Source organism: Ralstonia sp. TCR112 (genome assembly GCF_007997035.1).
In the GTDB taxonomy this organism is placed as follows: domain Bacteria; phylum Pseudomonadota; class Gammaproteobacteria; order Burkholderiales; family Burkholderiaceae; genus Ralstonia; species Ralstonia edaphi.
This window is the reverse complement of record NZ_VOSS01000078.1, coordinates 65,741-85,994: the sequence shown is the minus strand read 5'-3', so window position 1 is coordinate 85,994 and position 20,254 is coordinate 65,741. Positions and strand designations below refer to the sequence as shown.

Genomic DNA, 20,254 nt, shown 5'->3' with positions numbered 1-20,254 from the left:
GCTGGCGCTTCCGGCGAGCGTTGCGCAAGCGGCACGGCATCGCACGTCCAAGGCCGCATCGACGGAGAAGGTTTTTGTCGTGCCCAACACTTTGACGCAGCTTTGCGTGGCCGATTCCAAGCCGCTGCAGCAAGCGCTGAGCGCGGCGTGGACGCCGCCTCCGCCGTCGCTCGATCAATGGACGAGCCTGGTGCGCACGATGGCCTGCGACCTGTCCGGCGCGCGTGACCTCGGCTGGCATCGCGTGCCGCTGCGCACCTATGCGACGGCCCTGCGCTTCCCGCTCACGTGGGTGGAGTGGCAAGGCACGGGCGCCAAGGCACAGCGCCGTGCGCGCGTGTTCCGCTCCGCCGGGCAGTTGCCGAGCCGCTTGGAATTCAACGTGTCGGGCACGCTGCAAGAGGTGCGCTACGACGCGCGACGCGGCTTGTTGTCTGCGCGGTTCCTGCGCCGTGATGCCGCCGCGCCCGGAACCACGCCCGCCCCGATTGCACCGCCTCCGCCGCCGGGCCAGTGCGCCGGCACGCAATTGCAATTCCAGCAGCAGAACGGCGTGTGGCTGCTCTCGGGCGTGGAGCCCGTGCCCGGCTCGCCCTGCTGATCACTGAACCGAACCAAACAACGTATCGCCGCATCTGATCTGAACACCACGCGGCGCAGAACAACGACGTCACCGATTCAAACGCTATGTCCACCCTCCTGATCGAACTGCTGACCGAAGAACTGCCGCCCAAGGCGCTGGCCCGCCTGGGCGAGGCGTTTGCGCGCGGCCTGTTTGACGGTCTGTCGGCGCAAGGCCTGCTCGAAGAAGGCGCCGCCGTGGAAGGCTTCGCCACGCCGCGCCGCCTGGCTGCATCGATCACCGGCGTACGCCGCACCGCGCCCGACCGCGAATTGCGCGAGAAGGTCCTCCCCGTCACCATCGCCTTCGATGCTGAGGGCAAGCCCGCCGCGCCGCTCGTCAAGAAGCTGGCTGCGCTGGCCAAGACCGTGGGCGTGGAGGCCATCGCCCCCGAATCGCTCGAACGCGCGCCTGACGGCAAGGCTGAAGCGCTGTTCTATCGCTATACCGCGCGCGGCGCCGTGCTGGCCGACGGCCTGCAGACTGCACTGACGCAGACCATCGCCAATCTGCCGATTCCGAAGGTGATGACGTATCAGCGCCCGAACGGCGATAACGTGCAGTTCGTGCGCCCGGCGCACAAGCTGATCGCCCTGCTCGACAGCGAAGTCATCCCCGTCAGCGCATTCGGCCTGCAAGCCGGCAACGTGACGCTGGGCCACCGTTTCCTGTCGGCCGGCGAAATCGTCATCAAAGACGCTACCTCGTATGCCAGCACGCTGGAATCGCAGGGCAAGGTCATCGCCGGCTACGGCAAGCGCAAGGAAGCCATCCGCGCCGAGCTGCTCAAGACGGCCGGCGCCGATACGGTGGTCATGCCCGAAGCGCTGCTCGACGAGGTGAACGCGCTGGTGGAGTGGCCCGTGGTCTACCCCTGCCATTTCGAGGAAGCGTTCCTCGCAGTGCCGCAGGAGTGCCTGATCCTGACCATGCAGACCAATCAGAAGTACTTTGCGCTGACCGATGCACAGGGCCATCTGCGCAACCGCTTCCTGATCGTCTCGAACATCGCCACGAGCACACCCGAGGCCATCATTCAAGGCAATGAGCGCGTGGTGCGTCCGCGCCTGGCCGACGCCCGCTTCTTCTTCGAGCAGGATAAGAAAAAGCCGCTGGCCGACCGCGTGCCGCTGCTATCGCGTGTGGTCTATCACAACAAGATCGGCACGCAGCTTGAGCGTGTGTCGCGCCTGCAGGCCATCGCGGGGCAACTGGCGGAGAAGCTCGGTGCGGATGTTGCCCACGCCTCGCGCGGCGCGCTCCTGGCCAAGGCCGATCTGCTGACCGACATGGTGGGCGAGTTCCCCGAGCTGCAAGGCACGATGGGCACGTACTACGCCCGCCACGACGGCGAGCCCGACGACGTGGCGCTGGCCTGCTCCGAACACTACCAACCGCGCTTTGCCGGCGACGCGCTTCCCAGCACCGCCACCGGTACCGTGGTGGCGCTGGCCGACAAGCTGGAAACGCTGGTCGGTATCTGGGGCATCGGTCTGCAACCCACCGGTGAGAAAGACCCGTTCGCGCTGCGCCGCCACGCGCTGGGCATCCTGCGCATGCTGATCGAGAAGCCGCTCGCGCTCACGATTGACGATGCGCTGCAGATTGCCGCCGCCAGCTTCGATGGCATCGCCGCCGTCAAGCCGGACCTGGCTGCCATCACGGACTTCCTCTACGACCGCCTGCGCGGCTACCTGAAGGACAAGGGCTACAGCACCAACGAGGTGGAAGCCGTGGTCAGCCAGCGCCCGCAGCGCCTGGACGACATCGTCGCGCGCCTCGACGCCGTGCGTGCCTTCGCGGCCCTGCCGCAAGCCGAAGCGTTGGCCGCCGCCAACAAGCGCATCACCAACATCCTGAAGAAGACGGACGCAGCGATTGGCGCAGTGCAGCCGCAACTGCTCAAGGAAGACGCCGAGCGCGCGCTGCATCAGGCCGTGGCGTCGTCCGAGCCGCAGGTGCACGATGCCTTCGCACGGGGCGATTTCACCACCGCGCTGAAGACGCTGGCCAGCCTGCGCGAAGCGGTCGACACCTTCTTCGACGGCGTGATGGTGATGGCCGACGACACCGCGCTGCGCGACAACCGCCTGGCACTGCTGGCTGAACTGCACGGACTGATGAACCGCGTGGCGGACATCTCCAAGCTGGCCGCCTGATCGGCACCCCAAGCACCGTCCGGAGCCCACCATGCCCCACGTTCCCAAACTGGTGATTCTCGACCGCGATGGCGTCATCAACCGCGACAGCGACCAGTTCATCAAGTCGCCCGACGAGTGGATCGCCCTGGACGGCAGCCTCGAAGCCATTGCCGAACTGAACCAGGCCGGCTACCAGGTGGTGGTGGCGACCAATCAGTCGGGCATCGGACGCGGCCTGTTCGAGGCCGCGGCGCTCAACGCCATGCACGAGAAGATGTACAAGGCGCTTGCCACCTACGGCGGACGCGTCGATGCCGTCTTCTTCTGCCCGCACACCGCCGCCGATGCGTGCGACTGCCGCAAACCCAAGTCGGGCATGCTGCGCGAGATTGCGCGCCGCTTCGACATGGACCTGACGGGCGTGCCGGTGGTCGGTGACTCGCTGCGCGACCTGCAAGCCGGCGTGGAAGTCGGCGCTGTTCCTCACCTCGTATTGACCGGCAAGGGCGCCAAGACCCGCGATGCCGGCAACCTGCCCCCGGGCACCCAGATTCACGAGGACCTGCGCGCGTTTGCGCGTGCGCTGTTGTCCCCCGCGCCCCAGGGCATGCCCACGCGTGCCCCTTGAATTCGCCCCCAATGACTTTTATCCGTTCGCTGCTGTACCTGGTTTTCCTGATCGTCTGGACGCCGATCTACGCGGTGGCTTGCTTCATCGTGTTCCCGTTCATGAATCCGGCCCGCCGGTTCTGGATGGTGTCGGGCTGGACCAAATCCGCTATCTGGATGGCGCGCTGGCTGCTTGGCATTCGCTGGCAATACCAGGGCTGGGAACACATCGAAGAAGCCGTCGCGACCAACAAGCGCGTGGTGCTGCTCTCCAAGCATCAGTCGGCATGGGAAACCATGGCCTTTGTGGCGACCATGCCGAGGCCGCTGTGCTACGTATTCAAGCGTGAGCTGCTGTATGTGCCCTTCTTCGGCTGGGCGCTGGGCATGCTGAAAATGGTGCACATCAATCGCAAGGACGGCGCCAACGCGTTTGCCTCGGTCGCCCGCCAGGGCAAGGAACGCATGGCCGAGGGCGCATGGGTGATCATGTTCCCGGAAGGCACCCGCACGCGCTCGGGCGACCCGAAGCCGCGCTACAAGAGCGGCGGTGCGCGCTTCGCGGTGGACACCGGCGCATGGGTCATCCCCATCGCTCACAACTCCGGCCGCGTGTGGCCTCGCAACTCGTTCCTGAAGCATCCGGGCCTGATTACGCTGTCGGTCGGTCCGGCCATCTCCACGGACGGCAAGACCAGCGACGAACTCAATCGCGAAGTCGAAGCGTGGATCGAAGCAGAAATGCGTAGAATCGACGCCGATAGCTACCGCGAGCACGCATGAAACTGCTGCGCCCACCGACTTCGCCCACCACCGCCGACAGCGTCCAGCTCGAGCTGCCGCTGCTCGCGCCCGAAGCCCCGTCGCCATCGCAGCCGCCTGACGCGTCCCTCCTCGCTCCGCCCACAGTCGATTTTTCCACCGCACCGCTCGGCCCCAACCAGCGCCGCCTGACGCTGGGCGAGCGCGCGCTGATCTATAACCTCAAGCGTTCGTCGCGGCGCACCATCGGCTTTGTCATCGACGACCGCGGCCTGTCGATCACGGCACCGCGCTGGGTGACGCTTGCCGAGATCGAACACGCCATCGCCGAAAAGCAGAAGTGGATCTTCGCCAAGCTGGCCGAGTGGCGCACGAGCGCCGCACGCCGCATGCTGCCGCCGATGGAGTGGCAGGACGGCGCCGCGCTCCCCTTCCTCGGCAAGACGATCACGCTCAAGCTGGAATCGCCCATCGGCGCATTGATGTTCGATGCCGACACCAGCGTGCTGCACCTGGGCCTGCCGCCCACCACCACCGAGCAGCAGATCAAGGACCGCGTGCAAGGCTGGCTGCAGACGCAGGCTCGACGCCTCTTCGGCGAACGCCTTGAGGTGTATGCCGAGCGCCTGGGCGTGCGGCATAGCGCGTATGCGCTGTCCTCCGCCGCCACGCGCTGGGGAAGCTGCACCGCCGACGGCAAGATCCGTCTGAACTGGCGCCTCGTCCACTTCCCGCTGAGCTTGATCGACTACGTGGTCGCTCATGAACTGGCGCATCTCAAGGAGATGAACCACAGCCCGCGCTTCTGGGACACCGTGGAGTCGATCTTTCCCGAGTTTCGTGAGGCGCGGGAGCAACTGCGCTCGCATCCGCCGGAATACTTGCCGGCATTCTGATTCGCCCTGCCGACGCGGCGGCGGCGGCGGCGGATGCGTCGGTGGCAGAAAACGCCTGTCCTGCACGCTCCGCCACACCCTCCTACAATATCGCCTTCCCCGCAGTTCTCCAGGAAGGAAACCCCATGCGAATGCTCCACACCATGCTGCGCGTTGGCGACTTGCAGCGCTCGATCGACTTCTACACCAAGGTGCTCGGCATGCAGCTGCTGCGCACCAGCGACAACCCCGAATACAAATATTCGCTGGCGTTCGTCGGCTACGGCCCGGAAGCCGGCAACACAGTCATCGAACTGACCTACAACTACGGCGTGAGCGAATACGAACTCGGCACGGCATTTGGGCACTTGGCCATCGAGGTCGACAATGCCGCGCAGGCCTGCGACCAGATCCGCAACGCCGGCGGCAAAGTCACGCGTGAGGCCGGCCCGGTCAAGGGCGGCAGCACCATCATCGCGTTTGTGGAAGATCCGGACGGCTACAAGATCGAGCTGATCCAGGCACGCTCGATGCCCGATGGCAACCGCCACTGACGCGATCCGGCGGCCGCTGGACGGCACCGCCATCGGGCTGATGGTGGTGCTGTGCATGTGCTGGGGCTTTCAGCAGGTCGCCATCAAGGTGGCCGCCCATGACGTGGGCCCCGTCATGCAGGCCGGTGTCCGCTCGGCCATCGCGTCGGTCCTGGTGTTCGCGTTTGCGCTCTGGCGCGGCACGTGCCTGTCGTTGCGCGATGGCACGCTGACTGGTGGCCTCATGGCCGGCGTGCTGTTCGGCGTCGAGTTCCTGTGTATCTTCATCGGGCTGAGCTACACCACTGCGTCGCGCATGGCGGTGTTTCTCTACACCGCGCCGATCTTCACCGCACTCGGTCTGCACTTCTTTGTGCCCGGCGAGCACCTGCGGCCGCGCCAGTGGGCCGGAATCGGCATTGCATTTGCGGGGATCGTGCTGGCGTTCGCCGACGGCGTCCTGCACCCGGCGGCCGGGCCATCGACGTCATTGGGCGACGCGCTTGGCGTGGTGGCCGGCGCGCTGTGGGGCGCGACGACCATCGTCGTGCGGGCAAGCAAGCTTTCCGAAGCACCGGCGGCGAAGACGTTGCTGTACCAACTGGCCGTCTCGGCCGTGCTGCTGCTGTTGATGGCCGCCGGCACTGGCCAGGCCTTTACCGCGAACCTCACACCGACCGCGCTGGCCAGCCTCGCCTACCAGTCCGTGCTGATTGCGTTTGCCAGTTACCTGACGTGGTTCTGGCTGCTGCGCCGTTACCTGGCGTCGCGGTTGTCCGTGTTCTCGTTCCTGACGCCGCTGTTTGGCGTGGCGTTTGGCGTGCTGCTGTTGCACGAGCCGGTGGGCCTGCGGTTTGCGCTGGCGGCAACGCTCGTGCTGTCGGGCATCCTGCTCGTCAATCTTCGCTGAGGTCGGAAACGGTGCCGGCGATGCGGCTGGCCGGCAGCGCGTTCGCCACGGCCACGAAGTCTTCCACCGGCACTTCTTCTGCGCGGCGGCCCAGGTCAAAGCCAAGCGCCTCGAAATCAATCACATCGCGCAGTGCGCCGAGGGTGTTGCGCAGCACCTTGCGCCGCTGCGAAAACGCCATCGTCACCACCGTGCCCAGCGCGCGCATGTCGACCGGCGCATACGGCGACTTATCGGCCGGCCACGGAATCATCCGCACCACCGCCGAATCCACCTTGGGCGGCGGGTTGAACGAGCCCGGCGGCACGTCCAGCACCAGCTCCATGTAATAGCGCACCTGCAGCATCACCGAGAGCCGGCTGAACGCCTTGCTGCCCGGCGCGGCCACCATGCGGTCGACCACTTCTTTCTGCAGCATGAAATGCTGATCGCGCACGCGGTCGGCGAACGTGGCGAGGTGAAACAGCAGCGGGCTGGAGATGTTGTACGGCAGGTTGCCGACGATACGCAGCGGCCGGCCGGCCTCCAGCAGCGAACCGAAATCGAACGCCAGCGCATCGCCTGCATGCACGATGAGCCGATCGCCGAAACGCTTCTGCAAGCGTGCGACGAGGTCACGATCCAGCTCGACCACCTGTAGCGTGCGCACGCGCTCCATCAGCGGCACCGTGAGCGCGCCCAGGCCCGGGCCGATCTCGACGAGCACATCATCGGGCTTCGGATCGATGGCGGCGACGATGGCGTGGATCACGCCGTCATCGACCAGGAAGTTCTGGCCGAAGCGCTTGCGGGCCTGGTGCCCTTGGTGAACGCCGGTCGTGGATCGTGCCATTGCGAACTCGAAATCGAAAAGGTGAAGAAACTCAGGAACGCGCCGTGTGCCGCGCCATGGCGATGGCGGTATCGATCGCCTCGATCATGCTGCCGAACTCGGCGCGGCCCGTGCCCGCCAGGTCCAACGCCGTACCGTGATCCACCGACGTGCGCACGAACGGCAAGCCCAGCGTGATGTTGACGCCATGGCCGAACGTGCCGTACTTGAGCGGCGCCAAACCCTGATCGTGGTACATCGCCAGCACGCAATCGGCATCGGCCAACAGGCGCGGCTGGAACAGCGTATCGGCCGGATACGGACCGCGTGCATCGATCCCACGCGCACGCGCACGCGCGATGGCCGGCTCGATCACCTCGATCTCTTCGCGGCCCAGATGGCCGGATTCGCCCGCATGCGGATTCAACCCCGTCACGAGAATACGCGGTGCGGGCAAGCCAAACCGCATACGCAGATCGCGCTGCACGATGTCGAGCGTTTCGTCGAGCACCGTGGGCGTGATGGCGTCCGGCACCTCGCGCAGCGGCAAATGCGTCGTCGCCAGCGCAACACGCAGCATGGCGTTGTCGTGCGCCGGCTGCGGACCAGCCAGCATCATGACCACGCGCGGCGTGTGGCTGCGCTCGGCCAGATACTCCGTGTGGCCGGTAAACGGCACACCGGCGTCGTTGATCGTGCTCTTCTGCACCGGCGCCGTGACCATCGCGTCGTAACGGATGCCGTTTGCCGTGCCGATCAGGCAGCCGTCGATGGCTGCATCGAGCAGGTCCAGCACATAGCGGCCGTTGGCGGCATCAAGCACGCCGGCGCGCACGGGCGCACCCAGCGGGCGCGCCACGACAGTCAGCGCCGTAGAGACAACGCGCCAGAAATCGCCCTGCCCGATCGCGTCTGCGCGCGCCTGCAGCAATGCCGCATCGCCCATCACATGCCACTGCACATCGGCGTAACGCGGCGACGCCTGCCGCGCCAGATGCAGCAGCGCAGCCACGGTGATGTCGGGGCCGATACCAGCAGGTTCGCCGGTGGTAATGGCAATGTTCAGCATGCAGCGCTTTCCTGCGATGATTTCCGGTCGGTCTAGAAATGCCACGGCCGCCCGCAGGCGGCCGTGAGCGATGCGGATGTCCGTAGCTTACTGCTGACGGTTCACGCGGTACTCCACGTGTGCCGAATCGCGCAACTCACGCAACCAGTCTTCATAGGCGGCCTGGACCTTCTGCTCGCGAATCACCGAGCGTGCGTAGTCGCGCTCGCGGTCTCCCGACACTTCTGCCTCGCGGCGGCCTTCCACCTGGATCAAATGCACGCCGAACTGGCTCTGCACCGGCTGCGACACATCGCCCGGCTTGAGCTGGTTCATCGCCTGCTCGAATTCCGGCACCAGCTGGCCGGGCGACACCCAGCCCAGCTCGCCACCCGCACCGGCCGAACCGTCTTGCGAATACCGGCGTGCTGCATCGCCAAAGTCATAGCCGTGGACGATACGATCACGCAGGCCCGTCAACTGGCGGCGCGCGTCGTCCGCCGACATCGTCGGACCGGTCTTGATTAGGATGTGGCGCACTTGCGTCTGCTGCACCTTGGCGGCAATCGCGGTGCTCGGTGCGCGCTTTTCCAACAGCTTGATCACGTGGAAACCTGCCGGGCTTTCGACCACTTGGCTCGCCACCTGGCCGGCCTTCAGGTCGACCACGGCGTTGGCGAACACAGCCGGCAGGCGACCGATCGGCCGCAGCCCAAGCTCACCGCCTTGCGATGCATCCTGCGCGCCGGAATTGTCGCGCGCGAGCTTCGCGAAATCCGCACCGCCTTGCGCTTGCTTGAGCAGGCTTTCGGCCTTGCTGCGCGCGGCGGCCTTCTCGGCATCCGTGGCGCCTTCTGCAACCGGCACGAGAATCTGCGCGACGTTGTACTGCTGCTCGCCGGCCGGGGCCGTGCCGCCGCCCTGCTGCGCCAGATAGTTGTCGATCTCACCGTCGTAGACCTGCACCTTCGAGTCGACCTCGCGCTCGCGCAGGCGCGCCAGCAGGATTTCCTGGCGCAGGTCGTCGCGGTACTTGTCGTACGTCATGCCGGCGTCCTTCAGCTTGCTCTTGAGCTGCGGCACGGACAGTTTGTTGCGCTGGGCCACGCTTTCCACGGCACGGTCCACATCGGCGTCGGACACGCGGATGCCGCTTTCCTTGGCGGTCTGCGCCTGCACACGCTCCAGGATCAGCTGCTCAAGCACTTCACCGAGCAGATCCGCACGCGGCGGCAGCGGACGGTTCTGCGCACGGAACGTGCGTTCGACCAGGTCGGCGCGGTTGAGCAGTTCGCGGCGCGTGATGACGTCGGTGTTGACCACAGCCACCACCTCGTCGACGAGTTGGCTGCGCGGCGCGCCCGGCGCCGTCGGCTCGGGCAGCGTGCCCTGCAGCAACGGCTGGCTCGGCGACGAACCTGGGTTGGCGAAGATGCCGCGCACCGGTGCGGTCTTCTTTGCCGATGGCGCCTGCTGCGCGTGGACGGCGGTCGACAGCGTGGTCCCTGCCAGCAGCGCAACCAGCACGCCGGTGGCAACCCGCAAGCGGCCCAGAGGAGCCACACGCGTGGCGAAAGCGGTCGATTGGAAAGCCATGATGTCGTTATTCATATTGATCCAGCACGGACGGCGTGATCGGCTGTGCGCTCACCGGCTGGTAGCCGGGCACGTTCAGGCGAATCACGTCGATCGGATTGTTCCCCACCTTCGACAAACCCTTGAATTCGATCTGGGCAAAGATATGCGTCGTATAGCCCGAAACTGCATTGCTGTAGCGCTGCACCGCCAGTCGACCGACCCAGCAGTCCGCCACATACTCGAGGCCAAGCAGCATATCCGACGGCTTGCGCGCATCCAGGTCGTAACCAATGCGACCCAGGCCGTAGAGGCGCCGGGTAATCGGCCACTGCGTTGAGATATCGGCCTGTTCCAGCGGCAGCTGACCGGTATTCGCGTCTTGCCGGTAATAGCGATAGCCTAGGTTGATCACCTTGTTGGCTTCCGGCTTCCAGCTGAACGCGACAGTCGAGCGCATGATGCGATCGATGTCCTGATTGTACTGAAGGTTCGTATCGAAAAAGATGCCGCGGAACATCTGGATCGTGGTCGCGCCCAGAAGGTCCGAATAGCGACGCACCGACGTGGGGGCCGCGCCCGCCAGCGTCACGCGCTGGCCTTCGAGATCGATGCGCTGTGCGATCGTTGCGCGCAAGCGCTCGATGCCTGATTCGGCCTCGATAAAACGCGTGGTCACACCTGCCGTCACCTTGTTGTTGTCGGCAATGCGGTCGTAACCGGTGTACGGGTTCTCGGTAAAGATCTGGCCGAGGTTGTAGTCCGACTGGCCGGTATCGAACAGAGGAATCTGCGACTGGTCACGATACGGCGTGTACACGTAGAACACGCGCGGCTCCAGCGTCTGGATGTAGCTCACGCCAAACAGTTTGGAGACCAGCGGCGCATCGCGCTCGAACGTCATGCCCGAATCGAGCGAGAACGTGGGCAACGTGCGATTGATCTGCGTGTCCTGCGTATCGCCGGCCGGGCGGTCCAGACGGTATGCAGTGGTGTTGAGAATGAACTTTGGCGTGACGTACCAGCCGGGGCGGACGATCGGGTAGCTGATCGTCGGCTGCATGAACAGCCGCTCGCCCTGGACAGTATTGGCCGTCGGGATCGAGAACCGGGTGTAATCGGTCAGGAAATTGATGTCAAAGCCGCCAAGGTCGTACTTGTTATAGGTCAGGCTCAACTGCGGCAGGCGCTCATACGGTGCTGTCAGTGGCGTTGTGGCGGTCGACAACGTCTGGAATTTCTGCACACGCGCCAACGCCACCCAGTCGCCGAACGAGTAGGTGACACCGCCTTCCTGGGTGTACTGACGCTGCGTCGCCGTGACGATGCTGCGGCCCAGGTCATCGGGGTAGGTGTTGTCGGAAACCTTGTTGTAGTTAATGTAGCCGGTCAGGCCAGGTGCCAGGCGCTGCGTGTGTACCGCCGAAATCGACCAGCGGCTACGACCGGCGTCGCGGTCATCGGGCAGGAATTCGCCACGCAGGACGCCGCTGTATGACGTATCGAGATAGCGGTACTCGGCGCCGAGCTGCAGGCCACGCTGGGTCAGCAGACGGGGATACAACGTCAGATCGCGGTTCGGCGCGAGATTGAAGTAGTACGGCAGCGTGACGTCGGCCCCGCTGCGGCTGTTGTAGCCGAACACCGGAGCCAGGAAACCGCTGCGCCGATCGTCGTTGAGCGGAAAGTCCATGACCGGCGCAGCAAACACCGGCACGCCGAAGAAGTGCAGCACGCCGTTGCGGCCGGTGCCGACCTGGCGGTCGCTGTCGATATCGATGCGGCTCGCGCTGAAGTACCAGTCGACGTTGTCGGGCGAGCAGGTGGTGTAGGTGCCGCGCGTGATGCGGCTGTTGTCCTTGTCGATGAAATCGATCCGGTCTGCGGTGCCGCGGCCGCCGGTCGTGTGGAACTCGTACGTGGGCGTGCTAATGGTGCCTTCGTTGGCGGTGACCTTGAGCTTGGCGTCCGGGCCGGTGACGAGCGTGCCGCCCTTGAACAGCCGCACGTTGCCGGTGGCCGTGGCCAGGTCGGTGTCCTGGTTGTAATCGAGCGTGTCGCCCTTCAGCACTGAACCGTTGCGGCGCAGTTCGCCATTTCCGCGCAGGTGGATGTCTTCGTTGGTGCGGCCGTCCATCTTGTCGGCCGCCGTGAAGGTGGGGACAGTGTTGTCGGGACGCTGGACGGGCTCGGCCATCTTGGGCACCAGCGGGCTGCCGCCGGGCGTGGTCGGGCCGGACGTCGCCAGCGCCGTCACCGAGGAGGCCGGCGTGGCAGCAGGCGCCGTCGCTTGCGTGGTGTCCGCGCTCTGCGCCGCGGACGTCGCCGTCCAGACACCGGCCACTGCGAACACCAGCGGGCGCAATGCCAGCGCGCCGCGCCGGTTGGCGGGCCGCTGATCGGGCGCGGCAACAGGGGCGCGCTGCCGGTTTTTCCTGGCTCGGTTCGGTTCGGTCATGCAGATCGGGAACGGGGCCGCGCGCGCAACGGCACGCACAGGCACAAAATCAGTCAGTAGTGCGGTCAATCCCGCCGCCGGACGCGGCCTGGACAGGGCCGGCGCTCGCTCGCGGCGAAACTCGGTCGGGTATTATACGGGGCTTCCTTCCAGCCTCATTCCAGCATTCTCTCAGCATGGCTTCGACCCCTGGCGCCGCAGCAGGCGCAACCGACGCACGCCTCAGCCAACTGCGCGACTGGCTCGGCACATTGCCCGCCGCCCACGGCCTGCGCATCGACACGCTGCAACCCGCCTCGGCCGATGCCAGCTTCCGCCGCTATTTCCGTCTGGACAGCTCCAACGGCACGCTGATCGTCATGGACGCCCCGCCGCCGCAGGAAGACTGCCGCCCGTTCGTCCATGTGGCCGGTCTGCTCAACGGTGCGGGCGTGCGTGCGCCGCAGGTGCTGGAGCAGGATCTCGCGCAGGGCTTCCTGCTGCTGACCGATCTGGGCCCGCAAACGTATCTGCAATCGCTGCGCGAGCGCAATTTCGACCTCGCCTACGCCAATACGCTGTTCCGCCCGGCCATCCATACCCTGGTGCGCTGGCAGTCGGCATCGCGCGAAGGTGAACTGCCGCCGTACGACGAAGCGCTGCTGCGCCGCGAGCTGTCGCTGTTTCCCGACTGGTATGTCGACCGCCACCTGCAACGCCCGTTGGACGCCACGCAGCGCGAATCGCTCGACAAGGTGTTCAAGCTGCTGGTCGACAGCGCCTTGGCCCAGCCGCGCGTGTATGTCCACCGTGACTACATGCCGCGCAACCTGATGGTGAACGCGGCCGACCCTTCGCAGCCGGGTGTGCTGGACTTCCAGGACGCCGTCTACGGGCCAATCACCTACGACGCGGCCTCACTGCTGCGCGACGCCTTCCTGTCGTGGGACGAAGAGCAGGAGCTGGATTGGGCCGTGCGCTACTGGGAAGCCGCCCGCGCGGCCAAGCTGCCGGTCGATGAAGACTTCGGCGAGTTCTACCGCGCGCTCGAATGGATGGGCGCGCAACGCCATCTGAAGGTGGCCGGCATCTTTGCGCGCCTGTGCTACCGCGACGGCAAGACCGGCTACGTGGAAGACACCCCCCGCTTCATCGCCTACCTGCGCCGTGTGTGCAGCCGCTACAACGCGCTGGCGCCCCTGGCCCGCCTGCTCGATCAACTCGAAGATCGCGCACAGCAGATCGGCTACACGTTCTGATGTCATCCCCGCGCGCCGTCGAGTTCCGCGCCGGCATGCTGGCGCTCGCCCCCATGCTGCTGGGCGTGGTGCCGTTCGGCATGATCTACGGCGTGCTGGCCACGTCCGCCGGCATGCCCGCGTGGCTTGCCGTGGCGATGAGCGCCATCGTTTTCGGTGGCGCCTCGCAGATGATCCTCGTGCAGCTGTGGGCCGGTGGCGCGCCAGCGCTGGTCATTGCGGCGACGGTATCGATGGTGAATCTGCGGCACGCGCTGTATTCGGCCAGCATTGCGCCCGCGCTGGCGCACCTGCCGCGCCGCTGGAAATGGCTGATCGCCTATCTGCTGACTGACGAAGCCTTCGCCGCCATGAACCGCCGCGTTGTCACCGCGCAGCCCGGCAGCGAGGAAGCCGCCTACCGCCATTGGTATTTCCTCGGCGCCGGCGTGGCGCTGTGGTCGAGCTGGCAGGCGTCGACGATCGTCGGCGTGGTGCTGGGGGCGCAGGTGCCGACCTCCTGGCCGCTTGATTTCTTCCTGCCGCTGACGTTCATCGCCATCGTGGTGCCGGCACTGCGCACGCGCGCCCAACTCGCTGCGGCATTGGCCGGCGCCGCGCTGGCCGTGGCGTGGACGGGCTGGCCGCACAAGCTCGGGCTGATGAGCGCGGCGTGCGTGGGCATCGCCGTCGGTGCGCTGGTTGAGCGCTTGCTTGCCCGGCCGTCCGACAAGGGGGCTGCCGCATGAAAGCGCTCATCCTTTTCGGCGTGCTGCTGATTGCCGGCGCGGCGACCTACTTGATCCGCCTATCGTTCATCGCGCTCGAAGGGCGCATGAACCTGCCGATGTGGTTCCGCAACGCCCTGCCCTACGTGCCGGCCGCGATGCTGACCGCGCTCATCGCGCCCGACCTGCTGATGCGCGACGGTGCGCTCGCAGTGTCGGTCGACAACCCTCGCCTGCTTGCCGGCATCGTCGCCATCGTCATCGCACGGGTGACGAAGAGCGCGATGTGGACCATCGTCGGCGGCATGGCTGTGCTGCTGATTCTCATGAAGGTGATGGCTTGAATTCGACCACGCGCGCCATGATTTTCGCGGCGGGCCGCGGCGACCGCATGCGCCCGCTGACCGACCACACGCCCAAGCCGCTGCTTACCGTGGGCGGCAAACCGCTGATCGTCTGGCAGATCGAGCGCCTGGCTGCGGCTGGCGTGCGCGACATCGTCATCAACCACGCATGGCTCGGCGCGCAGATCGAAACCGCGCTGGGAGATGGCAGCGCGTGGGGCGTGCGCCTCGCGTATTCGCCGGAGGGGCAGGCGCTGGAAACGGCGGGCGGGGTCGCGCAGGCCATGTCGCTGCTGCATGCCGGCGAGGGCCACAGCGTATTCATCGCCGTCAGCGGCGATGTGTTCTGCGATTACGACTACGCCTTGCTGCGCGACCGGGCGCCCGCAATGGCCGCGCAAGCGGCGCCCAGCATGCACCTGGTGATGGTGCCGAACCCGCCGTACCACCTGCGCGGCGATTTCGCGCTGGATAACGAAGGCGTGCTCCACGCCGATGGCGCCGCGCGCCTCACCTTCGGCAACATCGGCTTGTACGACACGCGCCTGTTTGCCGGCATCACGCCCGGCACGCGGTTGGCGATGACGCCGCTGTACCACCAGGCCATCGCCGAAGGCCGGGCTACGGGCGAGCGCTTCGACGGTCGCTGGGAAAACGTCGGTACGCCAGCCCAGCTGGCCGCACTCGACGCAGAACTCGCGGCGCGCTAGGCGCTTACGCCATCGCGGCGCTCAATGATTCGGCCGTCATCGGGCGGCCCAGCAGGTAGCCCTGCAGCGAATGACAGCCAAGCCGCGTAAGAAACGCCTGCTGCTCGGCCGTCTCCACACCTTCTGCGACGATGCGCAGGTTCAGCGTCTGGCCCAGCGCCACGATGGCTGAGACGATGGCCGCGTCTTCCGTGTCGTGCGCCAGGTCGCGCACGAAACCGCGATCAATCTTCAGCTCACTGGCAGGCAAGCGCTTGAGATACAGCAGACTCGAATAGCCGGTCCCGAAATCGTCAATGGAAATCCGCACGCCCATCGCGTCGAGCTGCTGCAGGATCTGCAGGCTGGCATCTACGTCGCGCATGGCGGTCGATTCCGTGATCTCCAGCGTCAGGCTGCGCGGGTCCAGCGCGTGGCGCGCGAGCGTATCGCGCACGGTGTCGATGAGCGCGGCGTGGCTGAACTGCAGCGCGGAGAGATTCACGGCGACGGTCCAGCCGGTGCGCCCCTCGCGGTGCCATTGCGCCATCTGGCGACAGGCTTCGTCCAGCACCCACGCGCCGAGCGGCACGATGAGGCCGGTCTTTTCAGCCAGCGGGATGAACTCGTCGGCGGGCACCAAACCGCGCTGCGGATGCTGCCAACGCACGAGCGCCTCGACGCCCATGATCGGCCCGTTGGGCGCGTTGAATTTCGGCTGGTAATGCAGCACGAGTTCGTGCCGCTCAACCGCGCGGCGCAAGTCCTGCACAAGCTGCAACTGCTGATGCACATCGGCGTTCATCGAGGGCGCGAAGAAACTGTAGGCATTCCGGCCCAGGCCCTTCGCGTGGTACATCGCCGCATCGGCATTGGTCAGCAGATCGTGCTGGTTGCCGCCGTCGCCGGGGTAGATCGCAATGCCGATGCTCGTTGACACGCGCAGCTCGTGACCGCCTGCCATGAAAGGCTCACGCACCACTTGCAGCAACGCGTCGGCCAGGGTGCCGGCGTCTTCCGGATCGTCCACATAGGCGAGCACGACGAATTCATCGCCGCCGACACGCGCCACGGTGTCCTGCTGACGCACGCGCGCGCCGATGCGCTGCGCGACGTCGATCAGCAGCAGATCGCCCACGTGGTGGCCATAGACATCATTGACGGCCTTGAAGCCATCGAGGTCCATGAACATGAGCGCGAAGCGGCGCTTCTCGCGGTCAGCGGTGCGGATCGCCTGCGTCAGGCGGTCTTCCAGCAGCACGCGGTTGGACAGCTTGGTCAGGTTGTCGTGCAGCGCCAGGTAAGCCAGTTCCTTGTTGGCCGCGGCCAGGGAGTTCGCCAGCAAGGCGGTGCGCGCTTCCATGCGCAGGTCCAGCACCGAGATGATGAGCGCGATGGCCAGCACCGCCAGCGTGACGATGATGATGACCAGCGCAAGCCAATCGGCACTCGCCCCGGTATGCGCAGCGCCGCACACGCTGCCGAATGGAAACGACGCGGCCGACATGCCCGTGTAGTGCATGCCGACGATGGCCACGCCCATCACCACCGCCGAACCGGCACGCAATGCACGAACGCGACGCGACTGCCGCCGCAGGCGGAATGCGATCCCCAGCGCCACGCCCGATGCCAGCACGGCAATCACGATCGACAACCCAAATCTTGCAGGGTCGTATTGAATGCCAGGGTTCATGCGCAGCGCGGCCATGCCGGTGTAATGCATGCCCGCCACGCCCGCGCCCATGAGAAGCGCGCCGTCCGCCAGGCGCGGCCAAGGCAGTTCGCGCCGACTGACCAGCCACAATGCAAATGCCGAGGCGCCAATGCCGATGGAGAGTGACGCAAGCGTGATCCCAACGTCATATCCAACCGGGATCGGCAGGTTCAGCGCCAGCATGCCGACAAAGTGCATCGACCAGATACCCAGCCCCATGGCCGATGCGCCGCCGACGAGCCACCACAACGCCGCGCGGCCTTGCGCCGTGACGACACGTCCTGCCATGTCCAGCGCCGTATACGACGCCAGGATGGCCACGAACAGGGACAGCAGGACGAGAAGCGGGTTGTAACTGGTGGCGAGCATCGGTTCTCCTGGGCAGGCCGATCCAATGCGGCCAGGCCGCTGCAGGCGGAGGTCGCAACCGGGATGAAAAACAGGTGAGTATTAACGGCGGTGGCCGCCCGAGACTTTAGGAGAGGCCGTGCGCAGCGCACAAGTCTCCTTTCGGGTGTGGCAAAGCCCCTCCTCCGAATGCCCGCCGGCGCGGCGTTACAATCGACGCATCCTTTCTGCTGCTGGAAAACACGCCATGTCCGCCACCGAACTCGCTTTCCTCCAGACCTATCGCCAGCGCCGCGAGCGCGTCGCGCAGTGGCTGCGCGCGGCATCGGGTGGCAATGGCGGCGTCGCCATCGTGCCGACCGCGCCCGAAGCGATGCGCAACCGCGACAGCGACTACCCCTATCGGCACGACAGCTACTTCTATTACCTGACGGGTTTTACCGAGCCCGAAGCGGTGCTCGCCATCGTCGTACCCGCGGGCAACGCGCCCGCGCGCAGTGTGCTGTTCTGCCGCCCGAAGCATGAAGAGCGCGAAATCTGGGACGGCTTCCGATTCGGCCCGGAAGCCGCGAAGGACGCCTTCGGCCTGGACGAGGGGCACTCCGTGGAAGACATCGACGCGACGCTGCCCAAGCTGCTCGCCAACGCCGGTGCTGTGGCGTATCCGCTGGCCGAGAGCAGCGCGTTCGACCGCCGCATGCGCCGCTGGCTCGACGCGGTACGCATGCAAGGCCGCGCGGGGGTGTCGTCGCCGCATCAGGCGCTGGACGTGCGCGCCATCCTCGATGAGATGCGGCTGTTCAAGGACCCGAGCGAACTCGACATCATGCGTCGCGCCGGCCGCATCTCCGCCGGAGCGCACGTGCGCGCCATGCAGGCCTCGCGTGCCGGCCTGCGTGAATACCATCTCGAAGCCGAGCTGCTGTACGAATTCCGCCGCCATGGCGCCCAAAGCGTTGCCTATAACTCCATTGTCGCCACGGGCCCGAACGCGTGCGTGCTGCACTACCGCGCCGGCAACGCCGAACTGCGCGATGGCGATCTCTGCCTGATCGATGCCGGCTGCGAGCTGGACGGCTACGCGTCGGACATCACGCGCACGTTCCCCGTCAATGGCCGCTTTACCGGCCCGCAACGCGAACTGTATGAGCTTGTGGTTGCGGCGCAGGAAGCGGCCCTTGCCGAAACGCGCCCGGGCGTGCCTTACAACGTACCGCACGATGCTGCCACGCGCGTGCTGGCGCAAGGCATGCTCGACGCCGGCCTGCTCGACGCCAACAAGGTCGGCACCCTCGATGACGTGATCGCCGGCGGCCAATACCGTCAGTTCTACATGCACCGCACCGGCCACTGGCTCGGCATGGACGTGCACGACGTGGGCGAATACCGCACGCCCGGCACCGCCGCACCGGCTGAAGGCGAACGCCCGTGGCGCCCGCTCGAAGCCGGCATGGTGCTGACCGTCGAACCGGGCATCTACGTGCGCCCCGCGCCCGGCGTGCCGGAACAGTATTGGCACATCGGCATCCGCATCGAAGACGACGCCATCGTCACGCCGGAAGGCTGCGAAATCATCACGCGCGACGTGCCCGTGGCCCCGGACGAGATCGAACTGGTGATGCGGAGCCAGGCATGACCGACAGCATCACGACGAGCAGCGCCCCGCCGGACTTCGACGTCGCCATCGTCGGCGCGGGGCCTGTCGGGCTGGCGCTGGCGAACTGGCTGCTGCGCGACACCGACTGGCGCATCGCCCTGTTCGATGCGCGCGATGCCGAAGCCGCCGCGCGAGACCCGCGCGCGCTGGCGCTGTCGCACGGCTCGCGCGTGCTGCTGCAGGAGATTGGCGGCTGGCCCGCGCGCGCCACGCCTATCACGCACATCCACGTCTCGCAGCGCGGCCACTTCGGGCAGGCGCATATCCGCCGCGAAGACTACGACGTCCCCGCGCTCGGCCACGTCGTGCAATACGGCGACCTGAGCGCTGCGCTCAACGCCGCACTCGCCACGCAGATGGCGCGTCGCCCGAACCGCCTCACCCGCTACGACCACACGCCCGTCGAGCGCGTCGAGCAGCTGCCGCGCGCCGACGGCACGGTGGCCCCGGCACGCGTGCGGGCGCTGCGCGAAGGGCGTCATCCGCTGGCCATCGAAACCGAAGTCGTCATCCAGGCCGAAGGCGGCTTGTTCGACGACGCACGCAAGCAGCAACGCAGCATCGCCCAGGCGCGCCGGCGCGATTACGGCCAGACCGCCATCGTCGCGCACGTGCGCTGCAGCGCCCCGCTGGACGGCTGGGCATGGGAGCGTTTCACGTCCGAAGGCCCGCTCGCCTTGCTGCCGCAGGATGACGCGCAAGGTCCTGGGTACGCGCTCGTCTGGTGCTGTGCGCCCCACGAAGCGCGCCGACGCGCGGCGTTGCCCGACGACGCCTTCCTCGCCGAACTGGGCGCTGCCTTTGGCGAGCGCATGGGCCGCTTCACGCACGCTAGCCCGCGCCACACATTCGCGCTCGGGCTGCATGCGCAGCGCATTCCGGTCGACCGCCGCGTCGCCGCCATCGGCAATGCCGCGCAGACGATCCACCCCGTGGCAGGCCAGGGCTTCAACCTCGGCTTGCGCGACGCGTTCGAAATGGCACGCGCCCTTCGGGATGGGGCAACGGCGGCGACCCTCGCCCGTTTCGCCCGCGAACGCGCGTTTGACCGCGCCGTCACCATCGGCCTGACCGATTTGCTGCCGCGTGCGTTTGCCGTGCCCGGCCGGCCGTTTGGCCACCTGCGCGGCGCCGCGCTCACGCTGCTGGAATGCCTGCCGCCGCTCAAGCACGGGCTGGCCCGGCAGATGATGTTCGGGCAGCGAGGCTAACG

Annotated in this window: 18 protein-coding genes; 13 read left to right on the top strand and 5 right to left on the bottom strand. The window is 66.5% G+C overall.

Annotated elements, in window-relative coordinates; genetic code table 11:
• The first annotated feature begins 1 nt into the window (after position 1).
• The 7 genes from FUT88_RS18700 (at position 2) to FUT88_RS18670 (ending at position 6,452) form a co-directional block, all read left to right on the top strand.
• Entirely contained in the window at positions 2-601 is a 600-nt protein-coding gene (locus FUT88_RS18700; RefSeq protein WP_261797213.1) for a hypothetical protein, read from the top strand.
• A gap of 86 nt (positions 602-687) precedes the next feature.
• Complete coding sequence (gene glyS, locus FUT88_RS18695) at positions 688-2,781, top strand: glycine--tRNA ligase subunit beta (protein ID WP_147214599.1); 2,094 nt, start codon at positions 688-690, stop codon at positions 2,779-2,781.
• 31 nt (positions 2,782-2,812) lie between these two features.
• Positions 2,813-3,391, top strand: a complete 579-nt coding sequence (gene gmhB / locus FUT88_RS18690) for a D-glycero-beta-D-manno-heptose 1,7-bisphosphate 7-phosphatase (RefSeq protein WP_147214598.1) — start codon at positions 2,813-2,815, stop codon at positions 3,389-3,391.
• A gap of 11 nt (positions 3,392-3,402) precedes the next feature.
• Positions 3,403-4,155, top strand: a complete 753-nt coding sequence (locus FUT88_RS18685; RefSeq protein ID WP_147214597.1) for a lysophospholipid acyltransferase family protein — start codon at positions 3,403-3,405, stop codon at positions 4,153-4,155.
• Positions 4,152-5,030: a M48 family metallopeptidase gene (locus tag FUT88_RS18680; RefSeq protein ID WP_147214596.1), complete on the top strand. Its 879-nt coding sequence runs from the start codon at positions 4,152-4,154 to the stop codon at positions 5,028-5,030. Before FUT88_RS18685 ends, FUT88_RS18680 begins: the two co-directional genes overlap by 4 nt.
• A 125-nt stretch (positions 5,031-5,155) precedes the next feature.
• Positions 5,156-5,563 (top strand): lactoylglutathione lyase, encoded by a 408-nt coding sequence (gene gloA / locus FUT88_RS18675; RefSeq protein ID WP_012761203.1) that lies wholly within the window; start codon positions 5,156-5,158, stop codon positions 5,561-5,563.
• On the top strand, positions 5,547-6,452 hold the full coding sequence (locus tag FUT88_RS18670; protein WP_147214595.1) for a DMT family transporter: 906 nt from the start codon (positions 5,547-5,549) through the stop codon (positions 6,450-6,452). The genes gloA and FUT88_RS18670 overlap by 17 nt, the downstream gene beginning before the upstream one ends.
• Here the strand turns inward: FUT88_RS18670 and rsmA are convergent.
• The 4 genes from rsmA to FUT88_RS18650 form a co-directional block, all read right to left on the bottom strand.
• Entirely contained in the window at positions 6,439-7,284 is an 846-nt protein-coding gene (gene rsmA / locus FUT88_RS18665) for a 16S rRNA (adenine(1518)-N(6)/adenine(1519)-N(6))-dimethyltransferase RsmA (RefSeq protein ID WP_147214594.1), read from the bottom strand. The genes FUT88_RS18670 and rsmA overlap by 14 nt on opposite strands.
• 31 nt (positions 7,285-7,315) lie before the next feature.
• Positions 7,316-8,332 carry a 4-hydroxythreonine-4-phosphate dehydrogenase PdxA gene (gene pdxA / locus FUT88_RS18660; protein ID WP_147214593.1) on the bottom strand — a complete coding sequence of 339 codons (1,017 nt, stop codon included), beginning with the start codon at positions 8,330-8,332 and terminating at the stop codon, positions 7,316-7,318.
• Positions 8,333-8,419: 87 nt separating this feature from the next.
• Positions 8,420-9,907, bottom strand: coding sequence for a peptidylprolyl isomerase (locus tag FUT88_RS18655; RefSeq protein ID WP_186829333.1), 1,488 nt, complete (start codon positions 9,905-9,907; stop codon positions 8,420-8,422).
• A 7-nt stretch (positions 9,908-9,914) separates the two neighbouring features.
• Positions 9,915-12,344, bottom strand: coding sequence for an LPS-assembly protein LptD (locus FUT88_RS18650; protein ID WP_147217320.1), 2,430 nt, complete (start codon positions 12,342-12,344; stop codon positions 9,915-9,917).
• A 176-nt stretch (positions 12,345-12,520) separates the two neighbouring features.
• On the opposite strand from FUT88_RS18650, the gene FUT88_RS18645 reads away from it, so the two are divergent.
• The 4 genes from FUT88_RS18645 to murU are packed head-to-tail and all read left to right on the top strand — an operon-like array spanning position 12,521 to position 15,343.
• Positions 12,521-13,582, top strand: coding sequence for an aminoglycoside phosphotransferase family protein (locus FUT88_RS18645; protein ID WP_147217318.1), 1,062 nt, complete (start codon positions 12,521-12,523; stop codon positions 13,580-13,582).
• Positions 13,582-14,310 (top strand): AzlC family ABC transporter permease, encoded by a 729-nt coding sequence (locus FUT88_RS18640; RefSeq protein ID WP_147217316.1) that lies wholly within the window; start codon positions 13,582-13,584, stop codon positions 14,308-14,310. Before FUT88_RS18645 ends, FUT88_RS18640 begins: the two co-directional genes overlap by 1 nt.
• Complete coding sequence (locus FUT88_RS18635) at positions 14,307-14,633, top strand: AzlD domain-containing protein (protein WP_147217315.1); 327 nt, start codon at positions 14,307-14,309, stop codon at positions 14,631-14,633. The genes FUT88_RS18640 and FUT88_RS18635 overlap by 4 nt, the downstream gene beginning before the upstream one ends.
• A 17-nt stretch (positions 14,634-14,650) precedes the next feature.
• On the top strand, positions 14,651-15,343 hold the full coding sequence (murU, locus tag FUT88_RS18630; RefSeq protein WP_147217330.1) for an N-acetylmuramate alpha-1-phosphate uridylyltransferase MurU: 693 nt from the start codon (positions 14,651-14,653) through the stop codon (positions 15,341-15,343).
• A 4-nt stretch (positions 15,344-15,347) separates the two neighbouring features.
• Here the strand turns inward: murU and FUT88_RS18625 are convergent, their stop codons facing one another.
• Positions 15,348-17,405: a putative bifunctional diguanylate cyclase/phosphodiesterase gene (locus tag FUT88_RS18625; protein ID WP_147217313.1), complete on the bottom strand. Its 2,058-nt coding sequence runs from the start codon at positions 17,403-17,405 to the stop codon at positions 15,348-15,350.
• A gap of 226 nt (positions 17,406-17,631) precedes the next feature.
• Here FUT88_RS18625 and FUT88_RS18615 point away from each other — a divergent pair, with 226 nt between their 5' ends.
• Both FUT88_RS18615 and FUT88_RS18610 read left to right on the top strand, forming a co-directional pair.
• Positions 17,632-19,020, top strand: coding sequence for an aminopeptidase P N-terminal domain-containing protein (locus FUT88_RS18615; RefSeq protein WP_147217311.1), 1,389 nt, complete (start codon positions 17,632-17,634; stop codon positions 19,018-19,020).
• Positions 19,017-20,252: a UbiH/UbiF/VisC/COQ6 family ubiquinone biosynthesis hydroxylase gene (locus tag FUT88_RS18610; protein ID WP_147217310.1), complete on the top strand. Its 1,236-nt coding sequence runs from the start codon at positions 19,017-19,019 to the stop codon at positions 20,250-20,252. The genes FUT88_RS18615 and FUT88_RS18610 overlap by 4 nt, the downstream gene beginning before the upstream one ends.
• Positions 20,253-20,254: the final 2 nt, after the last annotated feature.